We start from the raw sequence: 24410 nt of genomic DNA, 5'->3' as shown, positions 1-24410 counted from the left end.
GGCTTTTATAATATTAAGTTAATAGGTTACATCATTCTGAACTTGATTCAGAATCACATAATATATGCAAACAAACAATTTAATAACTGCGTTAAGGAATAACCAAACAAAAACACCATCATAAAATTTTAAATTCTATAATGGCGTTTTATATGTTAACTGAAAACTGTCAACCGACAGCTGACAACCGAGATCTAGTCCTGCAATGCAAATACTTTTTGTAACAAAGCAGTTGTTCTTGATCCAACTTTCGTACGAATTTGAGCTTCTTCTACAGCAATCATTTTATAAACACCTTTCAAAGCCTCATTTGTAACGTAATCTGTTAAATCTGGATTCACTTTATTCACAAAAGGAATCTTATTATAATTGTTTATCATTTCAGCCCAAATACGATCCGCACCAACTTTCGCAAACGAATTCTGAATTACAGGTTGAAATTTCCCATACAAAGCTGTATTTGTTTTTCCTTGTAAATATTGAGTTGCAGCATCGTTATTTCCTAATAAAATATTCTTAGCATCCGCAAACGTAATATCTTTTACAGCACTAACGAAAATTGGAGTTGCTTGTTTTACAGCATCTTCAGCAGCTCTGTTTAATAATTTAATTCCATCATCAGCCAAACTTCCCAAACCAACATCACGTAAGGCTTTATCAACTTTTCTTAATTCCTCAGGCATTAAAATTTTCACAAGACTATTTCCGTAAAAACCATCTTTTAAAGTCAATTTTTGTACTTGCTTATCAATTCCGAAATCTAATGCTTGACGCAATCCTGCTGCAATATCAGCATTTCCAAGTGTTCCGCCTTGTGGAAGTTGATTGACAACTTGTTGCAATTCTGCGCAAGAATTCAACATCAATAACCCAACAAAAGCAATAATGATCTTTTTCATGTAAAATGTATTTAAGTTTTTTAGACGATATATTATATAAATGGTTTAATCATTTACAAAAGGTATACCACAAAAATACATGAATTATTAAAACAAGACATTTGTTTCAAGTGAAATTTAATTGAGATGAATGGTAAGGAAAAATAATTATAGTATCTTTTGAATTCAAAAAATAACTATGAAAAAACTCATATTCTATGCATTACTAAGCTTTTCTTTTGGAAGTTTTGCACAAGAATCAATTCCAGATAAAGTCGAAATGTGTAAAATACTATCGGAAATGTTTGAAAATGATCAAATGTATAGAAATGGAAAAATTTTAAAAGATGGAAAGTTTGGAAGTAAAAGCACATATCCAAAAAAAGTAAAAGATTCAGTTTGGAAACTACAATGGAAACTCGATAATGAAAATACAGAACAACTCATAAAATTGACTAAAAAATACGGTTGGCTCAGCGATGAACGAGTTAATTGTCCCAAACTTAACATTTGGGTGATATTTAGACATTCTCAAAAAAAATATTACAAAGAAATTTCAGAAGTAATCGAAAAAGAACACAACGCAAAACGATTAAATGATTTCTACTACAATTTAATGAATGATCACGTAACTGGGAAATATTAAAAAGGTTGTGTATATTTCAATCCATAAATGAACATCCCAAAACACATTCTTCCAACAATTGTAATCTCACAATTTTTCTGTACCTCATTATGGTTTGCAGGAAATGGAATTATGGATGAATTAACTTCCAATTTCGAACTTGGACAAAGTGCTTTAGGTAGTTTAACAGCATCAGTGCAATTTGGCTTCATCATAGGAACATTAATCTTTGCAATTTTATCAATCGCTGATCGGTTTTCGCCATCTAAGGTTTTCTTTGTGTGTGCTATACTTGGTGCTGTATTCAATCTGAGTATTACATGGAAAGGAAACATGTATGAAAGTATTCTTGTCTTTCGTTTTTTTACAGGTTTTTTCCTTGCGGGAATTTACCCTGTAGGAATGAAAATAGCTGCTGATTATTATGATAAAAAACTAGGAAAATCATTAGGCTTTTTGGTTGGAGCTCTTGTACTTGGTACTGCGCTTCCTCATCTATTAAAAGATGTCAAAGGGCAACTTCCGTGGGAACTTGTGTTATATGTCACTTCTTCTATTGCTGCATTAGGAGGTATTTTGATGATCAGCTTAGTACCAGATGGACCTCATAAAAAAACAAGTCCCAAATTAAATTTTTTAGCAATTCCTAGAATCTTTAAAGAACAACATTTCCGTGCCGCAGCTTTTGGATATTTTGGACATATGTGGGAACTATATGCTTTTTGGGCATTTGTTCCGGTGCTATTACATCGCTATTCAGAAATGCACACTGACACATCATTTAATATTCCGTTGCTATCATTCATAATAATTGGAATTGGGAGTTTGGCTTGTATATTAGGAGGTTATTTAGCACAGAAAATCGCAATCAAAAAAGTTGCGTTCAGTTCCTTATTACTATCATGTGTATGCTGTATGATAGCTCCATGTATGTTTTTTGTAACGTCACAAGAAATATTTATTGCCTTTATGCTCTTTTGGGGAATGGTCGTAATAGCGGATTCACCACTTTTTTCCACGTTAGTAGCGCAACATGCACCTTCAGAACTAAAAGGAACAGCTTTAACAATCGTAAACTGTATTGGTTTTGCACTAACAATAATTAGTATTCAACTCATCAATGAATTAAAAGAACTGACAAATTCTCCATTCATATTAATAATGTTGGCTTTAGGACCAATATTCGGGTTAATTGCATTAAGTAAAAAGAAACATAACATAACAAAACCCTAACTGTATTAATCATATCTTATAAAAAATTACACAGATGAAAAAAGTTTGGTTATTACTTCTTCTAATACTCTTCATAAATTGTTCGGAAGATGTATCTAAAAGATCACAGAAAAATACAATTGAAAGCAAACAATACATCACAGTACTAGGAACTGCACAAGATGCAGGGTATCCGCAAATCAATTGTAATAAAGCATGCTGTCAACCATATCATGAAGGGAAAGTAGAAAAAAAACTGATTTCTTGTTTGGGTTTACTAGATCTTGAAGCAAAGAAAAAGTGGCTATTTGATGCCACACCAGACATTACACAACAAATTAAAAACCTTTCCAATCATCTTGAAGCGACAAACGTAATTGATGGCGTTTTTCTCACGCATGCACATATCGGACATTATACTGGACTCATGTATTTTGGTCGTGAAGCCATGGGAGCAAAGAAAGTTCCTGTGTATACAATGCCAAAAATGAAAAATTATTTAGAAACGAATGGACCTTGGAGTCAATTGGTTTCTTTAGAAAATATTAATCTGAAAGAATTGCAGGATAACACTACTGTAGATTTGACAAACGGATTAAAAGTGACACCTTTCTTAGTACCACATCGTGATGAATTCTCAGAAACGGTTGGTTATAAAATTGAGGGAAAAAACAAATCAGCATTGTTTATTCCAGATATCAACAAATGGCATCTTTGGGAGCAAGATATTGTAGCAGAAGTAAAAAAAGTAGATTATGCTTTCTTGGATGCAACATTCTTCAAAAATGGCGAAATTCCAAGACCAATGAGCGAAGTGCCACATCCATTCATAGTAGAAACTGCAAAACTGTTTGAAAATGAAAATCAAGCAACAAAAAACAAAGTTATTTTCATTCACTTCAATCATTCCAATCCAGCATTACAAGATTCAAACAGATTAAAAGGTAGTCTGCAAAATGAAGGTTTCCAATTTGCAAAAGAAGGAATGAAGGTTGGACTGTAAAGTTTTATACGATTTGTTTAAACTAAAAACCTAAGTTAGGTATAAAACTTAAAAGTCGCTTTTTTCTTTTGTTTCTTTTCTTTGTGCGAGCAAAGAAAACGAAATTAGAAATCTAATTTTTAGTGTTTTAAAACTTATCTAATAAGCGTTTACTAAATTTTATTTGAATGAAACTTACGTCGAACTCATGTTAAAAATTGAATGATAATGCGTTCATAATAAATTACAATTGAATCTTTGCTCTATATTCTTTCAACGTAGTGGTCTTGAATCTTATGTCTGACAATTTTCATTTCTTATATATTTCTTAAAAAATGTTCGATTTTTTTGAATATTCCGTAAATTGCACCCCTAAAATAGATACTTCATTACAGATGGAACAAGCGCAACCTTACAAGCCAACATATAAAGTACGAATCGTTACTGCAGCATCATTATTCGATGGACACGATGCAGCAATCAATATCATGCGACGAATCATTCAGTCAACTGGTGTTGAAGTAATCCATTTAGGACACGATAGAAGTGTGGAAGAAGTAGTAAATACTGCAATTCAAGAAGATGCAAATGCAATTGCAATGACTTCGTATCAAGGTGGACACAATGAGTACTTTAAATACATGTATGATTTATTAAAGGAAAGAGGCGCTGGACATATCAAAATATTTGGCGGCGGCGGCGGTGTAATTCTTCCAGAAGAAATCAAAGATTTAATGGACTATGGAATTACACGTATCTACTCACCAGATGATGGTCGTGCAATGGGATTGCAAGGAATGATCAATGATTTAGTAAAACAATCGGACTTTGCTATTGGCGATTCGTTAAATGGAGAAGTAAATATATTACACGAGAAAAACTCAAAAGCAATAGCACGTGTGATCTCTTCAGCAGAAAACTTTCCAGAAGTAGCGAAAGATGCATTAGAGATCATTCACGAAAAAAATAAAAACTCTACAACACCAGTATTAGGAATTACTGGAACTGGTGGTTCAGGGAAATCTAGTTTGGTTGATGAACTAGTTCGTCGTTTCTTAATTGACTTTCCAGAAAAAACAATTGGGTTAATCTCAGTTGATCCATCAAAACGTAAAACTGGTGGAGCATTATTAGGAGATCGTATTCGTATGAACGCGATCAACTCACCAAGAGTATACATGCGTAGTTTGGCAACACGTCAATCAAACTTAGCACTTTCAAAATATGTAAACGAAGCAGTACAAGTATTAAAAGCTGCGGAATATGATATCATCATTCTTGAAACATCAGGAATTGGACAATCGGATACAGAAATTATGGAGCACAGTGATGTGGCTTTATATGTAATGACACCAGAATTTGGAGCAGCAACGCAATTAGAAAAAATTGACATGCTTGATTTTGCTGATTTAGTTGCGATTAACAAATTTGACAAAAGAGGTTCGTTAGATGCTTTGCGCGATGTAAAAAAACAATACATGCGTAACAACAACCTTTGGGACATTCCACAAGATCAATTACCAGTATACGGAACCATTGCTTCTCAGTTCAACGATCCAGGAATGAATACGTTGTACAAAGCAGTGATGGATAAATTGGTAGAAAAAACAGAAGCAGATTTAAAATCGACTTCTAAGATTTCTAGCGAAATGAGTGAGAAGATTTTTGTCATTCCACCATCAAGAACACGATACTTATCTGAAATTGCAGAAAGCAATAGAGGATATGATAAAAAAGCAGACGTACAAGTTGAGGTTGCTCAAAAATTATACGGAATCTATAAAACGATTGGTTCAATAACAAATGTCAAATCGAGTGCAGTTGAGATGAAATTCATGTCAAAAACTGGTTTAGATGAAAACATTATTCTTGAACGATTAGACAACGAAGCTGACATTGATTTAGTAAAACTATTACTAAAAGAGTTTGATCGTGTGAAGCTAAACCTTGATCCTTATAACTGGGAAATCATCAACGGTTGGAACGACAAAGTAAACAAATACAAAAATCCGATCTATACGTTTAAAGTACGTGATCGTGAAATTAAAATAGAAACACACACAGAATCTTTATCACATGTACAAATACCAAAAGTAGCGCTGCCAAAGTATCAAGCTTGGGGCGATATTTTAAAATGGTGTTTGCAAGAAAACGTACCAGGAGAATTTCCATACACATCAGGATTATATCCTTTCAAGCGTACTGGAGAAGATCCAGCGCGAATGTTTGCCGGAGAAGGTGGACCAGAACGTACCAACAAACGTTTTCACTACGTAAGTGCAGGAATGCCAGCAAAACGTTTATCAACAGCGTTTGATAGTGTAACATTATACGGAAACGATCCAGATTTACGACCAGATATTTATGGTAAAATTGGAAATGCAGGAGTTTCTATCTGTTGTTTAGATGATGCCAAAAAACTCTATTCTGGTTTCAACTTAGCAGATGTAATGACTTCGGTAAGTATGACGATTAATGGTCCTGCGCCAATGTTATTAGGTTTCTTCATGAATGCAGCAATTGATCAGCAATGTGAAATCTACATCAAGGAAAATAACTTAGAAGCAGAAGTTGAAGCTAAAATCAAGAAATTATACAAAGGAAAAGAACGTCCACAGTACAATGGCGATTTACCAGAAAGTAACAACGGTTTAGGTTTAATGTTACTTGGAGTTACTGGAGATCAAGTATTGCCAGCAGAGGTTTACGACGATATCAAAGTAAAAACAATTGCACAAGTACGTGGAACGGTTCAAGCAGATATCTTAAAAGAAGATCAAGCACAAAACACGTGTATATTCTCAACAGAATTTGCATTGCGCCTCATGGGAGATGTTCAAGAATACTTCATTGAAAACAATGTGCGTAACTTCTATTCGGTTTCTATCTCTGGATATCATATTGCGGAAGCAGGAGCAAACCCAATTACACAGTTAGCATTAACGTTATCAAACGGATTCACGTATGTAGAATACTATCTAAGTAGAGGAATGGACATCAATAAATTTGGTCCAAACTTATCGTTCTTCTTCTCAAACGGAATTGATCCTGAATATGCAGTCATTGGTCGTGTAGCACGTAAAATCTGGGCGAAAGCCTTAAAACATAAATACGGCGCAAACTCAAGAGCGCAAATGTTGAAATATCACATTCAAACTTCTGGACGTAGTTTACACGCACAAGAAATTGATTTCAATGATATTCGTACAACGTTACAAGCGTTATACGCAATTTATGATAACTGTAACTCGTTACACACAAATGCATACGATGAAGCGATTACAACACCAACGGAAGAATCGGTTCGTAGAGCAATGGCAATTCAGTTAATCATCAACAAAGAATTAGGATTAGCGAAAAACGAAAATCCAATTCAAGGTTCATTCATTATTGAAGAATTGACAGACTTAGTTGAAGAAGCAGTTTTACTAGAATTTGATAGAATCACGGAACGTGGAGGCGTTTTAGGAGCCATGGAAACGATGTACCAACGTTCTAAAATTCAAGAAGAAAGTTTATACTACGAAACGTTAAAACACAATGGACAATTTCCAATCATTGGTGTAAACACATTTTTAAGTAGTAAAGGTTCGCCAACGGTTGTACCAAAAGAGGTAATTCGTGCAACGGAAGAAGAAAAACAATATCAAATTAAGATATTAGAAAACCTTCACAAAGCGCATGATACTGACGAGTTGTTACTCGAATTACAGAAGAAAGCAGTCAATAACGAGAACATATTTGAAGCTTTAATGGATGTGTGTAAAGTATGTTCATTAGGAGAAATAACAGCTTCACTATTTGAAGTTGGTGGACAATATCGAAGAAACATGTAGTTTATCTAACTAGAAAATAAATCATACCAAAAATGTATAAATCGTGTCGGTTTATACATTTTTTTTATGTGCTTATATAAAAGGAAGTACTTTCATGCTTGTAAAACTAAACAAGGGCAAACTACATGAGAGCAAAATTATTTCTCTTAATACTATTCACTACGTTTTATACTTATGCACAAGTACCAGCAAACAACAATTGTGCTGATGCAGAGTTTATTACAGTAATTACAACAGGGACAACACTTGTCAATTTCAACAACGGAATGGCAACACAAAGTTTGCTAAGTAGTTGTGATACGTCTGCAACAACATATCCAGATGTTTGGTTTGAATTTACAATGCCAGTTGCAGGAAATATACGAATATCAGGTGTTAACTTTGCGGATGGATTTTCACTATACAGTACATGTGGCGGCGCAGAACTCAGTTGTCTTTACGATGATGGATTCTTTTATAACCTTCCGATAGGAACATATAAATTAAGAGCTGTAAGTCAGCTCAGTCAAGCTGGAGTTGATAGTTTTTCGATTCAAGCGTTTGAAACGGCAATGAATGACGAATGTGCGACTGCTGAAATTATTACTGATAATATTACCACAGCAAGAACAATCACGTTTAACAATGCACAAGCAACTGAAAGTCTAAAAAGTAGTTGCGATGCAAGCACAACGGTAGACTATTTAGATCTATGGTATGAATTCACAATGCCAGTTACAGGTAACTTACGAATCACTGGTGTTAACTTTGCCGATGGTTTTACACTTTATGACAATTGCGGAACTGTTCCCACAGAGATAGATTGTTTCTATGACGATCATTTTGTCTACAATCTAGCCGCAGGAACATACACATTACGCGTAGTAAGTATAGATAACAATGCTGGAAGTGACAGTTTTATCATTCAAGCATTTGAAACAGGAGCTAATGATGAATGTGCAACTGCTGAAGTCATCACAGAAGACATTACAACAGCAACTACCATTAATTTCAACAATGCACAAGCTACCGAAAGTTTACAAAGTAGTTGTGATGCAAATGCAACGGCAGACTATTTAGATTTATGGTACGAATTCACGATGCCCGTAAACGGAAATTTGCGAATTACAGGTGTAAATTTTGCTGATGGTTTTACACTCTATGACAATTGCGGAACTGTTCCCACAGAAATTGATTGTTTCTACGACGATAATTTCACCTTCGGTTTAACAACAGGAACTTACATACTTCGTGTTACAAGTTTAGATGTCAATGCAGGAAATGATAGTTTTGTAATGCAGGCATTTGAAACTGTGGCTAATGACGAATGTGCTACTGCAGAAGTGATCATGGATGATATTACAGTAGCAACTACGATTAATTTTAACAATGCCAATGCAACCGAAAGTTTACAAAGTAGTTGCGACACAAGTACAACAGAAGATTATTTAGATATTTGGTACCAATTTACCATGCCAGTTACTGGAAACTTACGCATCTCAGGCGTAAATTTCGCTGACGGTTTTACATTATATGATAATTGTGGAACGGTTCCAACGGAAATAGATTGTTTTTATGGAGACAATTTCACTTATAATCTAGCCGCAGGAACCTATACGTTACGTGTTGTAAGTACCGCTTCTTTTGCTGGTGCAGATAGTTTTGTTATTCAAGCGTTTGAAACTGCGATAAATGACGAATGTGCCAACGCCATTGTAATTATGGACGATATTACCACACCAACAACAATCAGCTTTAACAATGCAGGAGCAACAGAAAGTTTACAAAGCAGTTGCGATACAAACACAACTACTGATTATCTCGATTTATGGTATGAATTCACAATGCCAGTTAATGGAAACTTGACAATTACAGGCGTAAATTTTGCTGATGGTTTTACACTATATGATAGTTGTGGAGACGTTCCAACAGCGATTGATTGTTTTTACAGTGGAAAAATAATTACGGGATTAACCATAGGAACCTATACACTTCGTGTGGTAAGCATTCCTGGTTTTGCGAATGCTGATAGTTTTGTGATGACGGCATATGAAACAATTTCAAATGATACGTGTGCTTCCGCAGAAATGATTCAGGTAGCAGCAATTGGCGAATGTAGCACACAAAACGTAACAACTGAGTTGCGTGGCTCTAGCTTGACATCTACAGTAGGAAGTTGCCAGAACAATACACAAAACTGGTTAGACAGTTGGTACTCGTTTGAAGCTACACTAACAGGAAACATATCATTAACCAGTAGCTCATCATTTAACAACTTTGCAGTCTATGACGCTTGTGGCGGAACAGAAGTAGCTTGTTTCACAAACGATGGCTCTATTCCAGTAATATTTGGAAATACTTATTACATACAAGTTTCCAGACTAGAAACGAATCTTGCAATGGCTACATTTTGTTTGGAAGGCGCACCAGTTGTTGCTTCAGGTACAACAGGGATTTGTGAAAATATACCAACAATAGAAATATCAACAGCACAAGGGAACACAAACGAATGGGTTCCAATTTTAGATGCTTCAAACAATATAGTAGCGGCAATTGACGCTAACGGAAACGATTTAGGAACCATTACAACAACTTTATTCATTGACAATGCTGATACACGAGACTTCTCAGGGCAACCGTATTCGCGGAGAGAAGTCTCTATCAGTCCTCAAAATTCACCTTCAAGTAATGTAAATGTGCGTTTATATATGTTAGGAGATGAGGTTGATGATTTAATGTTGGCAGATGCAAATATGTTGTCGATTTACGATTTAGAAATCATGAAAGTGAATGGAAATACTTGTACTTCAGGATATGTTTCAGGTGGTGATTTTATAAATGCGAGTGGCAATTGGTATCAAGATGATTACTACATTCAATTTGCGACAAATTCATTCTCCGTATTCTACCCAACATCAACAAATTTAGACGGAACATTAAGTATTCCATCAAACGAAACTAATACATTAGGAATTACAATTGCACCAACCGTAACTAGTGGAATTGTAAATATCAAAACAAATTCAACTGTAACAAATGTAACTGTCAACATCTTTGATATTACTGGAAGAGTGGTTTATCAAACTACATTTAATCAAATAAATAACGACAATCAAGCAATTGATATAGGAAACTATCAAGCTGGAATTTACTTCATGAAAGTTTCACATAACAATACACAATTCACAAAACGAATTGTTCTAAAATAATGTTATGAATATAGTTTCTATTAAAAAGAATACCTAGAAGTCTACTCAGTATTACATGCTGAACGAATCTTGCTTTCTAACTTCAAACACCTTTATTAAAGAGTTTACAGTATCTACGAATTTATAAATACGGTTATATGCTTGTTGCAAAGACAAATTTTTTGAGATTAATTTACATCATCAAATCAAAATTAAAACAATCTTTAAAACTCATAATCATGAAAAAACAAACATTAAAAAAACTGTCATTAAAGAAAGCTCAAATTTCTAAATTAGAAAATATCAAAGGAGGAATACAAGATGCTGATCACGATGCGTTAAGATGGCCACAAACATGTTTAGGTGACGCTTGTCCTTTTACAATGTTCTTTATTTGCCCATCTGCAGCTGCAGAATAATAAGCATATAAATCATAAAAAGCCGTTGACTTTATAATCAACGGCTTTTTTATATTTTGAGAAATAATTACTTTTTAGAACTTGTTGTTTTCTTCGGAGTAAGTTCCTTAATTATTTTTTCAAAATCAGTAAGACTTGATATAATATTATTGTTTTTAACAGTATCGCTCATAATTTTTAAAGCTTCTTCTGGGTTTGTTTCCAGCATTGCTTTTACGGCAACTGTTGTAGCAGTATTTTGTAATATATATAATTGTTGTTGCTGATTTACCATATTCAACATTGCTAATGAAGCAGCTTGTACCAGCACTTGATTGCCAATTACCTCTAAACTGTCATTGTCCGCATCTTTTAAAAGCGCATTAATAGATTTAATTGCGTCTACGATTTGATTATTTATAGTTGAACTATTTACTGTGCTCATTTTATTTTCGATTTTAAAGATTGGATAGACATTGTAACTGCTGCTTGATACGTAACATTTGCTTGTTGTTGTGCATATACTGAATTCTCGAATGCTAATCCTAAAGAATGTGCGGCACTCTGATATATATTCCCGACTGCCATTGCTGGTGCTTCCGCAACTACTTTGACATTGGCTTGTGTAACAGCATCGGTTATTTGTTGTGATACATTTTTTGGTTTTGCCATGATAATAAGTTGATTATTTATTTGTACTTGATTTACTGCTTTCTTCTACATTGTTTCCTTGCGTGCTGTTGTCTGATAATAAGTATTCAGCACAGCTAGAAGTCACTGCTGCAGTTAAAACATTGACTTGTTGTTGATTATACGTAGCGTTTTCCATCGCCAAAGAGAGTGAATGCGACAAGGACTGAAAAGAACTGGCTTGTGCTAAAGCTGGAGCTGATGCTAATATCGTAATATTAGATTGTGTAACGGAATCTACAATTTCGTTACTAGCATTAGTTTGTGTTGGCATATATTTAATTTTTAAATTATGAATTTAAATATATGTAATAAGTGAGTATTCACGTAATGATTATGAATGTTTCATTGTAAACACTATAAAATTACGTAATACTACCTAACTCTTTAAGAAGAAGACTCTAGATAAATAGGAATGTTTTTACTTCAAACGTTTAAAAATTGAACTCACTTTTTCTGCTCCCCAAACATGTTCGTTAGTAGTGTCAAAACCACGAATCGTACTTTTATAAGCTGGAGTTTTTTTTAATATTTTCAAAATTTAAGTATGTTATACTTTAGAAAATAGAAAATGTTAAAAATAGTAATCCTTTCTATTAATTCTGTAACTTTAAAACATGCGGGTAATTCTATTCATCATTTGTTGTTGTTTTATTTCTGTTGGATTTGGTCAAACTGATCAATTTACCAAAGGAAAGATTCTTGATGGACTTACTGTTGATGAAAAAAAAACAGAAACGTATGCATTATATATTCCAACTTCGTATGATGCGTCCAAAGCCAATGCTATCGTTTTTATTTTTGATCCTAGCGGAAGTGGGAAAAACGGTATTCGTCCTTTTACAGCTGCGGCTGAAAAATTCAATTACGTGTTAGTGTGTTCCAATGTTGCTAAAAACGGTATTCCATATCCTGTAAACTTTGGTGCGGCAAGTCGATTGATGAAAACAATTTTCGCAAAACTTTCTATTGATAATACACAGTTATATACTGCAGGATTCTCAGGCGGGTCACGTTTGGCAAGTGCTATTGCTGCCGTTACTGGAAAGGTACAAGGAGTTATTGCCTGTGGCGCAGGTTTGCCTGTAAATAAAACATTTACGCCAAGTGCAGCATTATTTACATATGTAGCTTTGGTTGGAGATGAAGATATGAATTATCAAGAAATGATAAATACCAAAAATGAATTGGATGAGCATGCAGTTCCAAACGAATTATTGATTTATGAAGATTCACATAGATGGCCGCCAAAAATGCAAATTGTACGTGCGTTTGGTTGGTTAGAGCTACAAGCTTATGAAAAAAAGTTGAGAACTGTTGATACTGAGTTTGTAAAAACATATTATGAATCTCAATATAAAATAGCAGATTCTTTAGCACATCATCAGCACGAATTTAGAGCTGTACGCGAATACAAAAGCCTTCTTCGAAATTTTGCTAACTATTACACTTTGGATAGTATTCAAACTAAGATAACTCATCTTGAAAATACAGATGTTTACAAACAAGAAGTAGTTATTCGTGCAAACAATATTAAAGAAGAAAACACTCGGTATGAAAAATTCTCTACTAAATTTACGCATGAACTTTTGCGTGCTGCATCTGATGATAATTACAGATGGTGGCAAACAGAAATAGGAAAACTTAGTGATGAAATTGCAAAAGAGACAAATACTCGAAAAATAAAAATGCTCAAGCGATTAAAATATACTGTGTATGCAGGTATATATGAATCGTCAATGATGTTTATTGGAAATGAAAAATATAAACATGCATTATATTGTGATCAAGTATTAGTGCATTTTAATCCTGAGCAAGCATACTGGCATTACAGATTGGCAGAAAGTTATGCACGGAATGACAATTTTAATGGTACCATTAAGCAATTAAAAAAAGCAAAAGAACTTGGCTTAAAAGGTTTTCAAAGAGTTGAAAATGCACCTGTATTTGCAAAATTTAAAAACAAACGAAAGTTCAAAAAACTCTTTGAAAGTCAATCACAATAATATCACGAAAAATTTTTCTCAATATATCGTGAAGGCGTATCATTCATAATCATTTTAAACGATTTATTAAATGTAGATTTTGAATTAAAGCCAGCATCCATAGCAATTCCTAGTATCGTTTGTTTTTTATGTTCTCCGTCTTTTACTTTCGCTAAAAACTGTTTGACTCTAAATTCATTGATGTATTCATAGAATGTTTTTCCATATACAGAATTCAATAACCACGAGAGATTGTTTGCAGAAGTGCCTGCTTTTTTGGCTAGTATTTTTAGACTTAAATCCGAATGCATAAAAATTTGCTCTTCATAAATCAACTGTTGAAGTTTATCTGTAATAATATCAATTTCCTTTCGATTCAATCGATCTTTCTTAAATGTTGTTTTTTCAATGGGCAATCGTACAATTTCTGGCTGTACAAAGCTAAAATATCCAACAATGAAAAGAAAAACTGCAATGCTAATCCAAACAAGTCGATAACTAATATAGGAATCCTGGCTATGTATCACGTAGGTTTTGAAAACTCCAAACGTCCAAAAAATAATAATCATTAAAAGACCCAATAAAATAAACTGAATATAACGTGAAATTATATGCTTGTATTTAGATGTTTTTTCTTCTGAATTTTTAATATATTTCACAATCTTGTAAGACAATAAAGAATAGGTAATTAATGAAACAATACCTGTAAGTTCCATAACTAAATACGTAATGAACATTCCTGTTGAATACGTCATTTTAAAATACTCTTCTGTGGTAAAAGCCAATGTCCAACAAAAGAATCCAAACATTAAGAATGAAGGTATGTAATGCAAAAAGGATACTGTATTTTTTTTATGATTTTTAAAAACCAATGCTCTAAAGTACATGTACAGTAATGGACCAAATAAGTAAATGGTAGCATCTGTTAACAAAGATGGACGCCAAATCCAATGAGCTTTAATTTGAAAAAGCGCCATTTTACCAGCAAAAATAAAAGTGGCGAGCCCGATAATAATTGTAAGTATTTTATTGGCATCTCGATTTTTTCGAGAGATAAATTGCAGAGAGAAAATAAGGAATATTCCTTGAACAACTCCAGCGAATAACACTAGGTCTAAGAAAGAAAATGACATCAATTTTTTTACAGATAAAGATACTTAGAATTTAATTTCAAACGTGTTTTTGGGTACATTAACACTAAAAGAGACGTAGAATGAGTGATTTTATCGTGATATATAAATATTTTGTAAGTAATATCTTCATAATTTGAATATGAACAAAAATAATTCATGACTGCTAGTAGTTGTTTATGTCACTAATTATAATGTGCTCCTGCATACAAAAGCGTATTTGTACTTAGAAAGACAGCTTCACAAAATTCATTTTTTACATTCGTTTCATTATAAATTTAAAAACGATATTATTATGAAAAAGAAAAAAATCAAAAGCTTACTATTAAGTAAAAAAACAGTTTCAAAACTAGACAATCATGCTTCCATAAAAGGAGGCGGACACACAGACGGATGTTTTTTTACTGACGATGACAGATGTCAAACACAACAAGCATGTATTTCTAGAGATCCAGGTTGTTTAATACCAACAGGAATAAGTGCATGTTTGGCGTGTTTTGAAATTTATACAGAAGGTTGTGGTCAAAGTTATTTAGGACAATGCCCAACAAATGGGAATGATTGTAATACAAACGTTACTGCTTGTCAATAAATAATTTTATAAATGCTGCATATTAAGTGACTATCATAACTACTTGCGATGCCTATTATAAGTGTTTTTGTATGTTAAAGTTCTGTAAAAACTAAGTTTTTTTTCTTTCTTTTTTTATAATTTAATACTGAAAAAAAAGATAATATTATGAAAAAGCAAAAAATTAAAAGCTTAGTATTAAGCAAAAAAACAGTTTCAACATTAACACCAGTACATTCAATTAAAGGTGGCGGACCAACAGATCACAATTGCGGAGGAACTGCTATTGGTTGTGTAACGCATCATCCTACATGCCTGGAACCTACAGGAATTAGTTTATGCATTCGCTGTATGGAAGAATTTACAGAAGGTTGTAACACAGATATGTGTAGTATATAAGTATATACGATCGCTTAAATACTGATTGACAAAGGAAGAAGGAATATCGATAGATATTCCTTCTTATTTATGCGCAACATAAACATTTTAATGTAATGAAATCTAACAAATAAGAAATGGTTTCTTTCTTATTTTGTATCTTGATATTGAAAAAAAGATAACATCATGAAAAAACAAAAAATCAAAAGTTTAGGATTATGCAAAAAGACAATTTCTTCATTTAACTATGTTGATAGTATAAAAGGTGGAAATAGATCAAATACAAGTTGCTTATGTGGTCCAAGTCAGTGTGAATGTATTATGACAGCAGATCCTGATGGATTGTAGTAATGAGTAATTTAAAATAAACACTTAGCGTCAATTATTTGAATGCTTTTCGGGTGCGCTTTTTAAGTTTTTCAATTCTATCTTTATAATACAATTTCAATTCATCAACAAACGTATATGGATTATCATAAGTCATTAAAACTTTATAAGTTGATTTATCTTTGATTTGGTGTAATTGTTCTCTAGTGGTTTCAATTTCGGATAAAAGATGGGCTTGTGAATCAGCCTGAAGCTGAACGTTTGCATTTCCTGCTAAAGAAGTCAAAGAAGCATCACTAAAAATATGTGCATGATAGGCTTGTAACGCTTTCAAATCACCTTCTTTATAAACTTGAATCAATTTAGTGGTAACTTCTGTAGCTAGTTCTGTTTCTGTTGTATCTAATGAAAATTTATCTGGATGCACATGAAACATTGCTTCTCTATATAAACGCTTTTTCTCTTGCGAATCATCATTTGTAATCGTTTTTGGTGTAGTTTCTTCAACTACTTTTAAACCTGTTGGTGACGTATAGTTCTTTCCGCGTTGTTTTTGTAATTGTCGTTTCTGCTTTTTAGCACGTTTAAGTTCCTTATACAAAATTGTCAACTCTTGCACTTCCACAACCTGATCACCTAAATGTCGATACAAAAGTGTTTCAAATTCAGTAACTTTCTGTGTAACAGTACTCAACTCTTTCTGTAATTGTTCCAATTGAATCTTTAAATCAATGGTATCAAGATTGGTTGTTATGGGAAGTTTTTCTTCAGGCATCGTACAAAAATACAATACAAATTTTAAAATGAATTCAAGGGCTTATACTTATATAAGATTTGACTAATAGTAGTTTACTATAATAGGTTTATTGTAATTCTTTTTTTCGGAAGTATAGTAAGTGTTTTTCGTTAAAAATTTTTGAAGCCTTGGAAAAAATTTAGAAAAACACTTGCGATTTTAGCTTTTTCAGCTAAAAATACCTCTGGAGAAATTCCCTTTCTTTTGTTTCTTTTCTTTGGGAAAGCAAAGAAAACGAAAAATAAAATTTTAAAAGTCAGTTTTTTTGACCTAAAAATTCATTCTTAAAATAGTTATATATAACTCACATTATTTTGAGTACCTTTAAAACATCAATCAATTAAAAACTACATGTACGCACATATAGAATCTACAGTTACGGCAATTGTTTGTTTGGTAACTGCATTTGTGATTCAGCGCATCTATGACAAGGAACGAAAGCAGCAAAACATGAATACCATTAGTGGTATCAAATGGTTTGGTTTGGCAATATTTGCTTGGGGAATTGGTGCGTTTATAACGTTAGTATCTTCAAACTTCTTTGAATTTTCAGTACGATCAAAATGGTTGATTTATTGGAGTGTATTCATCTCATTAATCAATTCGTTATTTATTTTACTATCATTACCATCTATAGAACATCAAAAAGAACGAAACATGATTGTACGTATGGTACAACGATTTTCTGTCAAAGAATTCATCATGTTATTCTGTGGAATTTTTAGTATGATTGCCTTTGTTTTCATTGCAACTTCATTTAACAATCAAGACATTAACAACAGTTTTATTTGGTTGATAGATATTCCAATTTCACTAGTTGTAGCACTTGCTTTACTGTATGAACTGAACAAAGCATTTACGAGTAGAAACATGAAATTCATGTACTTACCATGTTTTTTATTATTTGTATTGATTGTCATTGCGGTTTCTCACAGAATTATTCCGCATGAAATGGTACAAGAATATATAAGTTTGTCAAACTGGAGTTTAATCGGAATTATAACGGCACTTTCGTTCAAATTCATCTTCATATTACTATTTTCAATTCTTTTATACAGTTGGAAATTCCTTTCGGAAAAAGAACAACAACAATCAGAATTCGTTGTACTTGAAACAGAACGTAATGCATTACATACTGAAAATAAAAAGCTGAAAATCGCGAATGAAAGTCATATTGATACCATTCAATCCTTAACAAAAAAACTCAATCGTAAAAAGAAAAAAGTAGCCAAACTGCAAGAAGCTTCTAAAACTGAATTATCAGATCGACAAAAAGAAGTATTGGCAAACTTAGGAATTTGTGGAACAAAAAAATCATACACCGAAATTGCCGAAGCAATGCACATCAGTGTTGATGGTTTTCAGGCACATATATATCAAATTAAGAAAATCCTTAAAATAAGTGGTTCAGCTGGAAAAGAACAACTAATTTCGTACGCTACAGAAAATGACTTGTTGAAGTTTGCTACGATTGAATGTGAGTAAATCAGCAATTATTCTCTTTAAAAAATATACTACAGCAATGTTCGGGTTAGGAAATTTATTATTTGGAAAAAAAGTAAAAGTAAATACACAATTAGGCACATTTAAAGCACGTGTCAAAAAGAATAGTTCAAAAGAAATTGTTTGGACAGGAGATTTTGATTCTAGTACAACAAATAAAGAATTGTTTCTTTTACTATTAGGAAATGGAAAAGGTCCGTATGAAAATCAAATAGAAATGGTTGAATTCATACTAAATAATCCAGACGAAATTAAAAATCAAATTGCTACTATAATAACAAATGATAATGCTTTGCAAACTAAATTTAGAGGTCAAAAAATAGCAGATTTTCATTTAGTTTATGTGGGTGTTTTACGCGAAAATAAAATCAATTATGAACTTTCATTTGAAACAAAAGATAATGAAGGATATATTGGTGCAATTTTTAAAGATCAAAAAATTACTGAAGTAAGCTTTTAAAAAACGTTTGTATTTGTTGCTATAAATAGTGTACTTAAGTACTTGCTTAACCATTCTGAAACCATAGAAACAGTAGTGCGTAACCTTTTCTGAAACACTTATAAATTTCATCTTCGTACCAATCAAATAAACGAACAGATGAAATCAGTACGATTGTTTTACCTAAGTTTTTTACTTCCTTTTTTAGCGAATGCGCAAGACGAATTACCATCGTTGGATGCACGTATTAATGAAAATTTTAAAAATGCTACAAGTTGGTTTACCGATGCCATTTTTGCAGAAATACCAATTACAAGTGAAGTAGGAATTCCGTGGGTTCTAATCGTGCTGATTATTGGTGCAAGTTACTTTACTGGCTACTTTAAATTTATCAACATTCGTGGTTTTTTTACAGCAATTAATGTTGTCAAAGGAAACTATGATGATTTAGAAGAAAATCATAAAATTGAAGTTTCAGAAGCTGTTTCTACAACGGAAAACAACGATCAGCCAGATACAATTAGAGTGGAAGGAAGTGAAGGTGAAGTTTCACACTTTCAAGCGCTTACCGCTGCGTTGTCGGCAACTGTCGGACTTGGAAATATTGCAGGAGTTGCAATTGCATTATCCATTGGTGGACCAGGTGCAACCTTTTGGATGATACTTGTTGGGTTTTTAGGAATGGCATCCAAATTTGTAGAATGTACACTTGGTGTAAAATACCGTGAAGTAGACGAAAATGGCGTAGTATATGGTGGGCCAATGTATTACTTGCGTAAAGGTTTACAAGAAAAAGGCTTGCAACGTTTGGGTAAATTTTTAGCTGTTGTATTCGCAATTATGTGTATTGGCGGATCATTTGGTGGCGGAAACATGTTTCAGGTTAATCAGGCATTTCAATTATTTCAATACGTAACTGGTGGCGAAGAAAGTATCCTATATGGAAGAGGTTGGTTGTTCGGAATCATTATGGCAATTTTTGTTGGAATTGTAATTATTGGCGGCATTAAAAAAATTGCAAAAGTTACCGATAAAGTTGTTCCAATTATGGTAGCAGTGTATGTACTTGCGATTCTTGTCATACTTGGAATCAACTACCAAAGCATTCCAGCTGCTTTTGGCGAAATATTTAATGGAGCATTCAGTTATGAAGGTGTTGCTGGTGGTTTTATTGGCGTTATGATTCAAGGATTCAAGCGTGCAGCTTTTTCTAACGAAGCGGGAATTGGTTCATCTTCTATTGCGCATTCAGCAGTAAAAACGAAATACGCAGCAAGCGAAGGTTTGGTAGCTTTGCTAGAACCATTTATAGATACGGTTGTTGTATGTACCATGACTGCGTTAGTTTTGATCATTACTGGACAAATTACTGCAGGAAATGAAGTTTCCTATGAACAAGGCGCTATATTAACTTCCAATGCATTGGAAAGTGGAATTTCATGGTTTCCATATCTACTTACTGTTGCTGTTATATTATTTGCGTTTTCATCGATGATTTCATGGTCATATTACGGACACCAAGCATGGTCATATTTATTTGGAAGAAGTAAAAAAGCAGAATACATATACAAAACTATTTTCTGCATTTTTGTTGTCATTGGAGCTGCCGCAAGTTTACAAGCCGTTGTAGATTTTGCAGATGCAATGGTTTTTGCAATGTTGGTTCCGAATATGATCGGATTGTTCATTTTAGCTCCAAAAGTAAAAGAAGAATTAAAACGATATAAAAAAGCAATTCAAAATAAAAAAGTGACTACTGAATAGATATTGGTATTTGTGTGTTGATTTACAGTTAAATACGTGATTAAGAGTAATTAATTCGTAATTTTATAAAAAAGGATGCATCTTTTTGAAGCGTTTTGCGTCTACTGGATGAACTTTAAAATAATACGATTATGGAAAATAATAAAAACTGTACATGTAACTGTGTATCTTGTAAAAATGGACAATGCAATCAATGTACTTGCGAAAACTGTACATGTGTAAATTGTAATTGTTAAATAATATGGAAATGCCTAAATAGTTTTCTATTTGGGCATTTTTAAAAAAGTATACATATGACAACAACTGAAGTTTGGGAAACTTATGCAATTGACGTAAAACGTTTGATTATGAGTAAAGTGAAAGATGCTCAAATCACAGACGATTTGGTACAAGAAGTGTTCATAAAAGTACATACAAAACTTGAAACAATTCATGATGAAAGCAAAGTGAAATCGTGGTTGTTAAGTGTAAGTAGAAATACAGTATTAGATTATTTCCGAAAAGTAAACAAAGAAATTCCTTTAGAAAAGGAAGAAACAATTGTTAGTAAAGAAGAATACAAACATTCTGAAAAAGATTGTTTACCAGGGATTATTAAAAATCTTCCAAAAAAATATAGAAATCCACTATTACTTTCAGACATCAAAGGTATAAAGCAAGCGGAAATTGCTACTCAGTTAAACTTACCATTAGCAACTGTAAAATCACAAATACAGCGCGGTCGAAAACTCATTGTACAAGGCTATATGGACTGTTGCGATTATAAATTGAACGACAAAGGATTCCTAACGGGAGAAGTCAAAGACAAAAAGCAATGTAAAGTATGTAATTGATTAGTATTGAGAAGTTAGTATTGAGGAATTTTAAATACTAAACTTTGAATTTTACAGTAAAAAAATAGTTTTAACTCATAACTCACAGCTATTTTTCAATAATCGTATGTGGATAACCATTCAATGTCCAATCGATTACCAATCCGCCAGCAAGGCTTTTTGCAATTTCTTTTCCATATAAATGTTCACACAAGTACAACGCGGCTTCAAAGCTTTTTGCACCACCAGCCGAAGTAATAAACTTTCCATCATGTACAAACAAGGTGTTATCTCTAATATCTAACTTTGGAAACATTTCACGCATCTTAGGAATGTCACTCGGAAATGTTGTAGAAGCTACATTATTTAGCAATCCGGCTTTTGCTAATACAAAAGCACCATCACAATGCGACGTTACAAACTCAGCATTTTTAGCAACTTTTTGTACAAATGCAATCATTTTTTTATCATCTAAATCTGTATCTAAATGATGTTCGGCACTTGGCACAACCAAAATGTCAATCTTAGGTAAACTATCGTTTAAATAATTATAATCTGGAAGAATACGCATGCCTTCAAAAGTTGTTACGGCTTCATCTGTATTGGCAACGGTAAACACATTCATAGCTTTAATATTCTCACGAAAAATAGTATGTTGAAAAATATCAAAAGGCGCTGTCAACTCTGTATTAAAAACACCATCCATAATCAAAAAACCTACATTATAACGATTCGGTTCAAGTGTTGGAAATTGTTTTTCTTTTACATCAGATGAAGTCAAAGAACCTTCAACAACAATCGAAGTATCAGTTTCTGTAGTTTTTGTAGAATTTTGACAACTAACAATAAATAGTGTAAACGTTAAAAGTGTGAGTATTTTTCTCATTGCAATATGATAGCGATTAATATTTTGTAAATTTAGACATTCAAAATTAACCAATTACAATGATAAAATCCTTTTTTAGACTGACCTTATTACTAACACTTTTAGTAACGGCTTGTAAAGATCAAGATACAGCTAAGGCAGAAGCAACTGAAGTTAAAAGCACATATGTAAAAGATAACTATGATAAACAGGAAGTTACAATAGAAATGCGTGACGGAATAAAGTTGCATACAACTATTTATTCTCCAAAAGATAAAAGTCAAAAATATCCAATGCTAATGATGCGTACGCCATATAGTTGTAAACCATATGGGAAAGGTGAATTTAAGACTAAAATTGGTCCAAATGTGCATTTAATGAAAGAAGGAAACATCATTGTATATCAAGATGTTCGTGGACGTTGGATGAGTGAAGGTATATATGATAACATGCGTGCGTACATTCCAAATAAAACAGACAATACACAAATTGATGAATCTTCAGATACATATGATACGATAGATTGGTTGGTGAAAAATGTTGAAAATAACAATGGTAAAGTAGGAACTTGGGGAATTTCGTATCCAGGTTTTTATGCTACATATTCTACAATTGACGCGCATCCGGCATTAAAAGCGGCTTCACCACAAGCATGTATAGGTGATTTCTTCTTTGATGATTTTCATCATAATGGCGCTTTTTTACTAAGTTATTTTAGAGCGGTTTCTTTATTTGGAACAATGAAAGATGTACCAAAAGATTCAGCTTGGTATAAATTGCCAGATTTAGGAACGAAAGATCAATATCAATTCTTTCTAGACGCAGGTCCAGTAAGTAACTTGAATAGTTATTTTGAATATGAAAAATTGGATAATGTAATTACGTCTAAATCAGATCAAGTTGATGATGTATTTTGGAAGGAAATCATAGATCACCCAAACTATGATAGTGTATGGAAACCAAAAGGATTAATTCAAAACTTAAAGCATTCAAAGCCTTCAGTTGCAACTATGATTGTTGGAGGTTTGTTTGATGCAGAAGATTTATACGGACCTTTTGAAACCTATAAAGCTATTGAGGAAAATAACCCAAATGCATACAATACAATGGTTTTTGGACCTTGGGATCATGGAAGATGGGCGAGAAGTGATGTGAAAAACTATGTTGGAAATTACTATTTCGGAGATTCTATTTCGTTAAACTTTCAACGTGATGTAGAAACGAAATTCTTTAATCATTTCTTAAAAGGTGATGGAAGTAAAAACTCTGGTTTGCCTGAAGCATATGTGTTTGATAGTGGTAAGAAAGAATGGAGTAGTTTTGAAAGTTGGCCACCAAAAAATATTGTCAAGCAAGACATGTATTTAAATGCAAGTCAAGAATTATCAACAAACAAAAAAGGTGATTCAAAAGAAGTATTTGTCAGTGATTTAAAACATCCTGTTCCGTACTCGGAAGATATTAAAACCGTTTTTACGCCACGTAAATACATGACAGACGATCAACGTTTTGCGGCACGTCGTCCAGATGTAGTCATTTTTGAAACAGAAGTATTAACCGAAGATTTCACCTTGGCAGGAGATATTATGGCGAAACTAAAAGTTGCCACTACAGGAACTGATGCCGATTGGATTGTGAAAATAATTGATGTACATCCACATGATACTGAAGAACAAGAAGAAGGCATGCAAGATCATTTGGCAATGAGTAACTATCATTTAATGGTACGTAGTGAAGTAATGCGTGGACGATTCCGTAACAGTTTCGAGAATCCAGAACCGTTTGTGCCAAACCAAAAAACGGCGGTAAACATCAAATTACAAGATGTGCATCACACGTTTAAAAAAGGGCATAAATTACAAATTCAAGTGCAAAGCACATGGTTTCCTTTAATTGATTTGAATCCGCAAACATTTGTACCAAACATATACAAAGCCAAAGAAGAAGATTTTAAAAATCAAACACATACGATTTTCAATGATTCTTCAATAGAATTTTCAGTGTTGAAATGATTTAGATATTAGACCGCTTTGCTGTTAGAATTGAGATATT

The 24410-nt window shown here is 33.0% G+C and carries 23 protein-coding genes; 16 read left to right on the top strand and 7 right to left on the bottom strand.

Going from position 1 to position 24410, the window contains the following annotated elements:
* Positions 1-194 precede the first annotated feature (194 nt).
* Positions 195-899, bottom strand: a complete 705-nt coding sequence (locus ACUUYC_RS25005) for a DUF4197 domain-containing protein (protein WP_474270467.1) — start codon at positions 897-899, stop codon at positions 195-197.
* A 178-nt stretch (positions 900-1077) separates the two neighbouring features.
* Between ACUUYC_RS25005 and ACUUYC_RS25000 the strand changes: the two genes are divergently transcribed.
* From ACUUYC_RS25000 to ACUUYC_RS24975, 6 genes are all read left to right on the top strand, one after another.
* Positions 1078-1524, top strand: a complete 447-nt coding sequence (locus ACUUYC_RS25000; protein ID WP_474270465.1) for a hypothetical protein — start codon at positions 1078-1080, stop codon at positions 1522-1524.
* A 27-nt stretch (positions 1525-1551) separates the two neighbouring features.
* Positions 1552-2736 (top strand): MFS transporter, encoded by a 1185-nt coding sequence (locus tag ACUUYC_RS24995; protein WP_474270463.1) that lies wholly within the window; start codon positions 1552-1554, stop codon positions 2734-2736.
* A gap of 34 nt (positions 2737-2770) precedes the next feature.
* The gene (locus tag ACUUYC_RS24990; RefSeq protein WP_474270461.1) at positions 2771-3718 is read left to right on the top strand and encodes an MBL fold metallo-hydrolase; all 948 of its coding nucleotides are present in this window, start codon (positions 2771-2773) and stop codon (positions 3716-3718) included.
* 374 nt (positions 3719-4092) lie between these two features.
* Positions 4093-7533, top strand: coding sequence for a methylmalonyl-CoA mutase family protein (locus tag ACUUYC_RS24985; protein ID WP_474270586.1), 3441 nt, complete (start codon positions 4093-4095; stop codon positions 7531-7533).
* A 125-nt stretch (positions 7534-7658) separates the two neighbouring features.
* The gene (locus ACUUYC_RS24980) at positions 7659-10721 is read left to right on the top strand and encodes a T9SS type A sorting domain-containing protein (RefSeq protein ID WP_474270458.1); all 3063 of its coding nucleotides are present in this window, start codon (positions 7659-7661) and stop codon (positions 10719-10721) included.
* A 218-nt stretch (positions 10722-10939) separates the two neighbouring features.
* A complete protein-coding gene (locus ACUUYC_RS24975; RefSeq protein WP_474270456.1) occupies positions 10940-11119 on the top strand; it encodes a hypothetical protein in 180 nt (59 codons plus the stop codon).
* Positions 11120-11186: 67 nt separating this feature from the next.
* Here the strand turns inward: ACUUYC_RS24975 and ACUUYC_RS24970 are convergent, their stop codons facing one another.
* Genes ACUUYC_RS24970 through ACUUYC_RS24960 form a run of 3 tightly spaced genes read right to left on the bottom strand, consistent with a single transcriptional unit; the run spans position 11187 to position 12062 of the window.
* Positions 11187-11543 (bottom strand): hypothetical protein, encoded by a 357-nt coding sequence (locus ACUUYC_RS24970; RefSeq protein WP_474270455.1) that lies wholly within the window; start codon positions 11541-11543, stop codon positions 11187-11189.
* Entirely contained in the window at positions 11540-11770 is a 231-nt protein-coding gene (locus tag ACUUYC_RS24965) for a RebB family R body protein (RefSeq protein ID WP_474270453.1), read from the bottom strand. The genes ACUUYC_RS24970 and ACUUYC_RS24965 overlap by 4 nt, the downstream gene beginning before the upstream one ends.
* Positions 11771-11783: 13 nt before the next feature.
* A complete protein-coding gene (locus ACUUYC_RS24960; protein ID WP_474270452.1) occupies positions 11784-12062 on the bottom strand; it encodes a RebB family R body protein in 279 nt (92 codons plus the stop codon).
* Positions 12063-12405: 343 nt separating this feature from the next.
* Between ACUUYC_RS24960 and ACUUYC_RS24955 the strand changes: the two genes are divergently transcribed.
* A complete protein-coding gene (locus ACUUYC_RS24955; RefSeq protein WP_474270450.1) occupies positions 12406-13794 on the top strand; it encodes an alpha/beta hydrolase in 1389 nt (462 codons plus the stop codon).
* Positions 13795-13796: 2 nt separating this feature from the next.
* On the opposite strand, the gene ACUUYC_RS24950 is transcribed toward ACUUYC_RS24955, so the two are convergent.
* Complete coding sequence (locus tag ACUUYC_RS24950; RefSeq protein ID WP_474270448.1) at positions 13797-14906, bottom strand: helix-turn-helix domain-containing protein; 1110 nt, start codon at positions 14904-14906, stop codon at positions 13797-13799.
* A 292-nt stretch (positions 14907-15198) separates the two neighbouring features.
* Between ACUUYC_RS24950 and ACUUYC_RS24945 the strand changes: the two genes are divergently transcribed.
* From ACUUYC_RS24945 to ACUUYC_RS24935, 3 genes are all read left to right on the top strand, one after another.
* Positions 15199-15495, top strand: a complete 297-nt coding sequence (locus tag ACUUYC_RS24945; RefSeq protein WP_474270446.1) for a hypothetical protein — start codon at positions 15199-15201, stop codon at positions 15493-15495.
* A 147-nt stretch (positions 15496-15642) separates the two neighbouring features.
* Positions 15643-15873 (top strand): hypothetical protein, encoded by a 231-nt coding sequence (locus ACUUYC_RS24940; RefSeq protein ID WP_474270444.1) that lies wholly within the window; start codon positions 15643-15645, stop codon positions 15871-15873.
* A 165-nt stretch (positions 15874-16038) separates the two neighbouring features.
* Positions 16039-16200 carry a hypothetical protein gene (locus tag ACUUYC_RS24935; RefSeq protein ID WP_474270441.1) on the top strand — a complete coding sequence of 54 codons (162 nt, stop codon included), beginning with the start codon at positions 16039-16041 and terminating at the stop codon, positions 16198-16200.
* Between the two features lie 34 nt (positions 16201-16234).
* Here the strand turns inward: ACUUYC_RS24935 and ACUUYC_RS24930 are convergent, their stop codons facing one another.
* Positions 16235-16954, bottom strand: coding sequence for a hypothetical protein (locus ACUUYC_RS24930; protein ID WP_474270440.1), 720 nt, complete (start codon positions 16952-16954; stop codon positions 16235-16237).
* A 141-nt stretch (positions 16955-17095) separates the two neighbouring features.
* On the opposite strand from ACUUYC_RS24930, the gene ACUUYC_RS24925 reads away from it, so the two are divergent.
* The 5 genes from ACUUYC_RS24925 to ACUUYC_RS24905 all read left to right on the top strand — a co-directional run bounded on the left by ACUUYC_RS24925 (position 17096) and on the right by ACUUYC_RS24905 (position 21514).
* On the top strand, positions 17096-17263 hold the full coding sequence (locus ACUUYC_RS24925) for a hypothetical protein (protein WP_474270438.1): 168 nt from the start codon (positions 17096-17098) through the stop codon (positions 17261-17263).
* Between the two features lie 63 nt (positions 17264-17326).
* On the top strand, positions 17327-18460 hold the full coding sequence (locus ACUUYC_RS24920) for a helix-turn-helix domain-containing protein (protein WP_474270436.1): 1134 nt from the start codon (positions 17327-17329) through the stop codon (positions 18458-18460).
* Between the two features lie 37 nt (positions 18461-18497).
* Entirely contained in the window at positions 18498-18938 is a 441-nt protein-coding gene (locus tag ACUUYC_RS24915; RefSeq protein ID WP_474270434.1) for a hypothetical protein, read from the top strand.
* Between the two features lie 138 nt (positions 18939-19076).
* Entirely contained in the window at positions 19077-20681 is a 1605-nt protein-coding gene (locus ACUUYC_RS24910; RefSeq protein ID WP_474270432.1) for an alanine/glycine:cation symporter family protein, read from the top strand.
* Positions 20682-20974: 293 nt separating this feature from the next.
* Positions 20975-21514 (top strand): sigma-70 family RNA polymerase sigma factor, encoded by a 540-nt coding sequence (locus tag ACUUYC_RS24905; RefSeq protein WP_474270431.1) that lies wholly within the window; start codon positions 20975-20977, stop codon positions 21512-21514.
* An 88-nt stretch (positions 21515-21602) separates the two neighbouring features.
* On the opposite strand, the gene ACUUYC_RS24900 is transcribed toward ACUUYC_RS24905, so the two are convergent.
* A complete protein-coding gene (locus ACUUYC_RS24900) occupies positions 21603-22379 on the bottom strand; it encodes a DJ-1/PfpI family protein (RefSeq protein ID WP_474270429.1) in 777 nt (258 codons plus the stop codon).
* Between the two features lie 59 nt (positions 22380-22438).
* Here ACUUYC_RS24900 and ACUUYC_RS24895 point away from each other — a divergent pair, with 59 nt between their 5' ends.
* Positions 22439-24370 carry a CocE/NonD family hydrolase gene (locus ACUUYC_RS24895; RefSeq protein ID WP_474270427.1) on the top strand — a complete coding sequence of 644 codons (1932 nt, stop codon included), beginning with the start codon at positions 22439-22441 and terminating at the stop codon, positions 24368-24370.
* Positions 24371-24410 lie beyond the last annotated feature (40 nt).

This window comes from Kordia sp. E, from assembly GCF_056033805.1.
Note: the sequence above shows the minus strand (reverse complement) of the source record. Positions and strands in the feature narration are given on the sequence as shown.

Coding starts and splice junctions, on each gene's coding strand:
- ACUUYC_RS24895 (WP_474270427.1), top strand. CDS start 22,439: ATGATAAAATCCTTTTTTAGACTGACCTTATTACTAACACTTTTAGTA.
- ACUUYC_RS24955 (WP_474270450.1), top strand. CDS start 12,406: ATGCGGGTAATTCTATTCATCATTTGTTGTTGTTTTATTTCTGTTGGA.
- ACUUYC_RS24980 (WP_474270458.1), top strand. CDS start 7,659: ATGAGAGCAAAATTATTTCTCTTAATACTATTCACTACGTTTTATACT.
- ACUUYC_RS24995 (WP_474270463.1), top strand. CDS start 1,552: ATGAACATCCCAAAACACATTCTTCCAACAATTGTAATCTCACAATTT.
- ACUUYC_RS24985 (WP_474270586.1), top strand. CDS start 4,093: ATGGAACAAGCGCAACCTTACAAGCCAACATATAAAGTACGAATCGTT.
- ACUUYC_RS24965 (WP_474270453.1), bottom strand. CDS start 11,770: ATGGCAAAACCAAAAAATGTATCACAACAAATAACCGATGCTGTTACA.
- ACUUYC_RS24945 (WP_474270446.1), top strand. CDS start 15,199: ATGAAAAAGAAAAAAATCAAAAGCTTACTATTAAGTAAAAAAACAGTT.
- ACUUYC_RS24910 (WP_474270432.1), top strand. CDS start 19,077: ATGAAATCAGTACGATTGTTTTACCTAAGTTTTTTACTTCCTTTTTTA.
- ACUUYC_RS24950 (WP_474270448.1), bottom strand. CDS start 14,906: ATGTCATTTTCTTTCTTAGACCTAGTGTTATTCGCTGGAGTTGTTCAA.
- ACUUYC_RS24970 (WP_474270455.1), bottom strand. CDS start 11,543: ATGAGCACAGTAAATAGTTCAACTATAAATAATCAAATCGTAGACGCA.
- ACUUYC_RS25005 (WP_474270467.1), bottom strand. CDS start 899: ATGAAAAAGATCATTATTGCTTTTGTTGGGTTATTGATGTTGAATTCT.
- ACUUYC_RS24900 (WP_474270429.1), bottom strand. CDS start 22,379: ATGAGAAAAATACTCACACTTTTAACGTTTACACTATTTATTGTTAGT.
- ACUUYC_RS24905 (WP_474270431.1), top strand. CDS start 20,975: ATGACAACAACTGAAGTTTGGGAAACTTATGCAATTGACGTAAAACGT.
- ACUUYC_RS24975 (WP_474270456.1), top strand. CDS start 10,940: ATGAAAAAACAAACATTAAAAAAACTGTCATTAAAGAAAGCTCAAATT.
- ACUUYC_RS24935 (WP_474270441.1), top strand. CDS start 16,039: ATGAAAAAACAAAAAATCAAAAGTTTAGGATTATGCAAAAAGACAATT.
- ACUUYC_RS24920 (WP_474270436.1), top strand. CDS start 17,327: ATGTACGCACATATAGAATCTACAGTTACGGCAATTGTTTGTTTGGTA.
- ACUUYC_RS24940 (WP_474270444.1), top strand. CDS start 15,643: ATGAAAAAGCAAAAAATTAAAAGCTTAGTATTAAGCAAAAAAACAGTT.
- ACUUYC_RS24930 (WP_474270440.1), bottom strand. CDS start 16,954: ATGCCTGAAGAAAAACTTCCCATAACAACCAATCTTGATACCATTGAT.
- ACUUYC_RS24915 (WP_474270434.1), top strand. CDS start 18,498: ATGTTCGGGTTAGGAAATTTATTATTTGGAAAAAAAGTAAAAGTAAAT.
- ACUUYC_RS24990 (WP_474270461.1), top strand. CDS start 2,771: ATGAAAAAAGTTTGGTTATTACTTCTTCTAATACTCTTCATAAATTGT.
- ACUUYC_RS25000 (WP_474270465.1), top strand. CDS start 1,078: ATGAAAAAACTCATATTCTATGCATTACTAAGCTTTTCTTTTGGAAGT.
- ACUUYC_RS24960 (WP_474270452.1), bottom strand. CDS start 12,062: ATGCCAACACAAACTAATGCTAGTAACGAAATTGTAGATTCCGTTACA.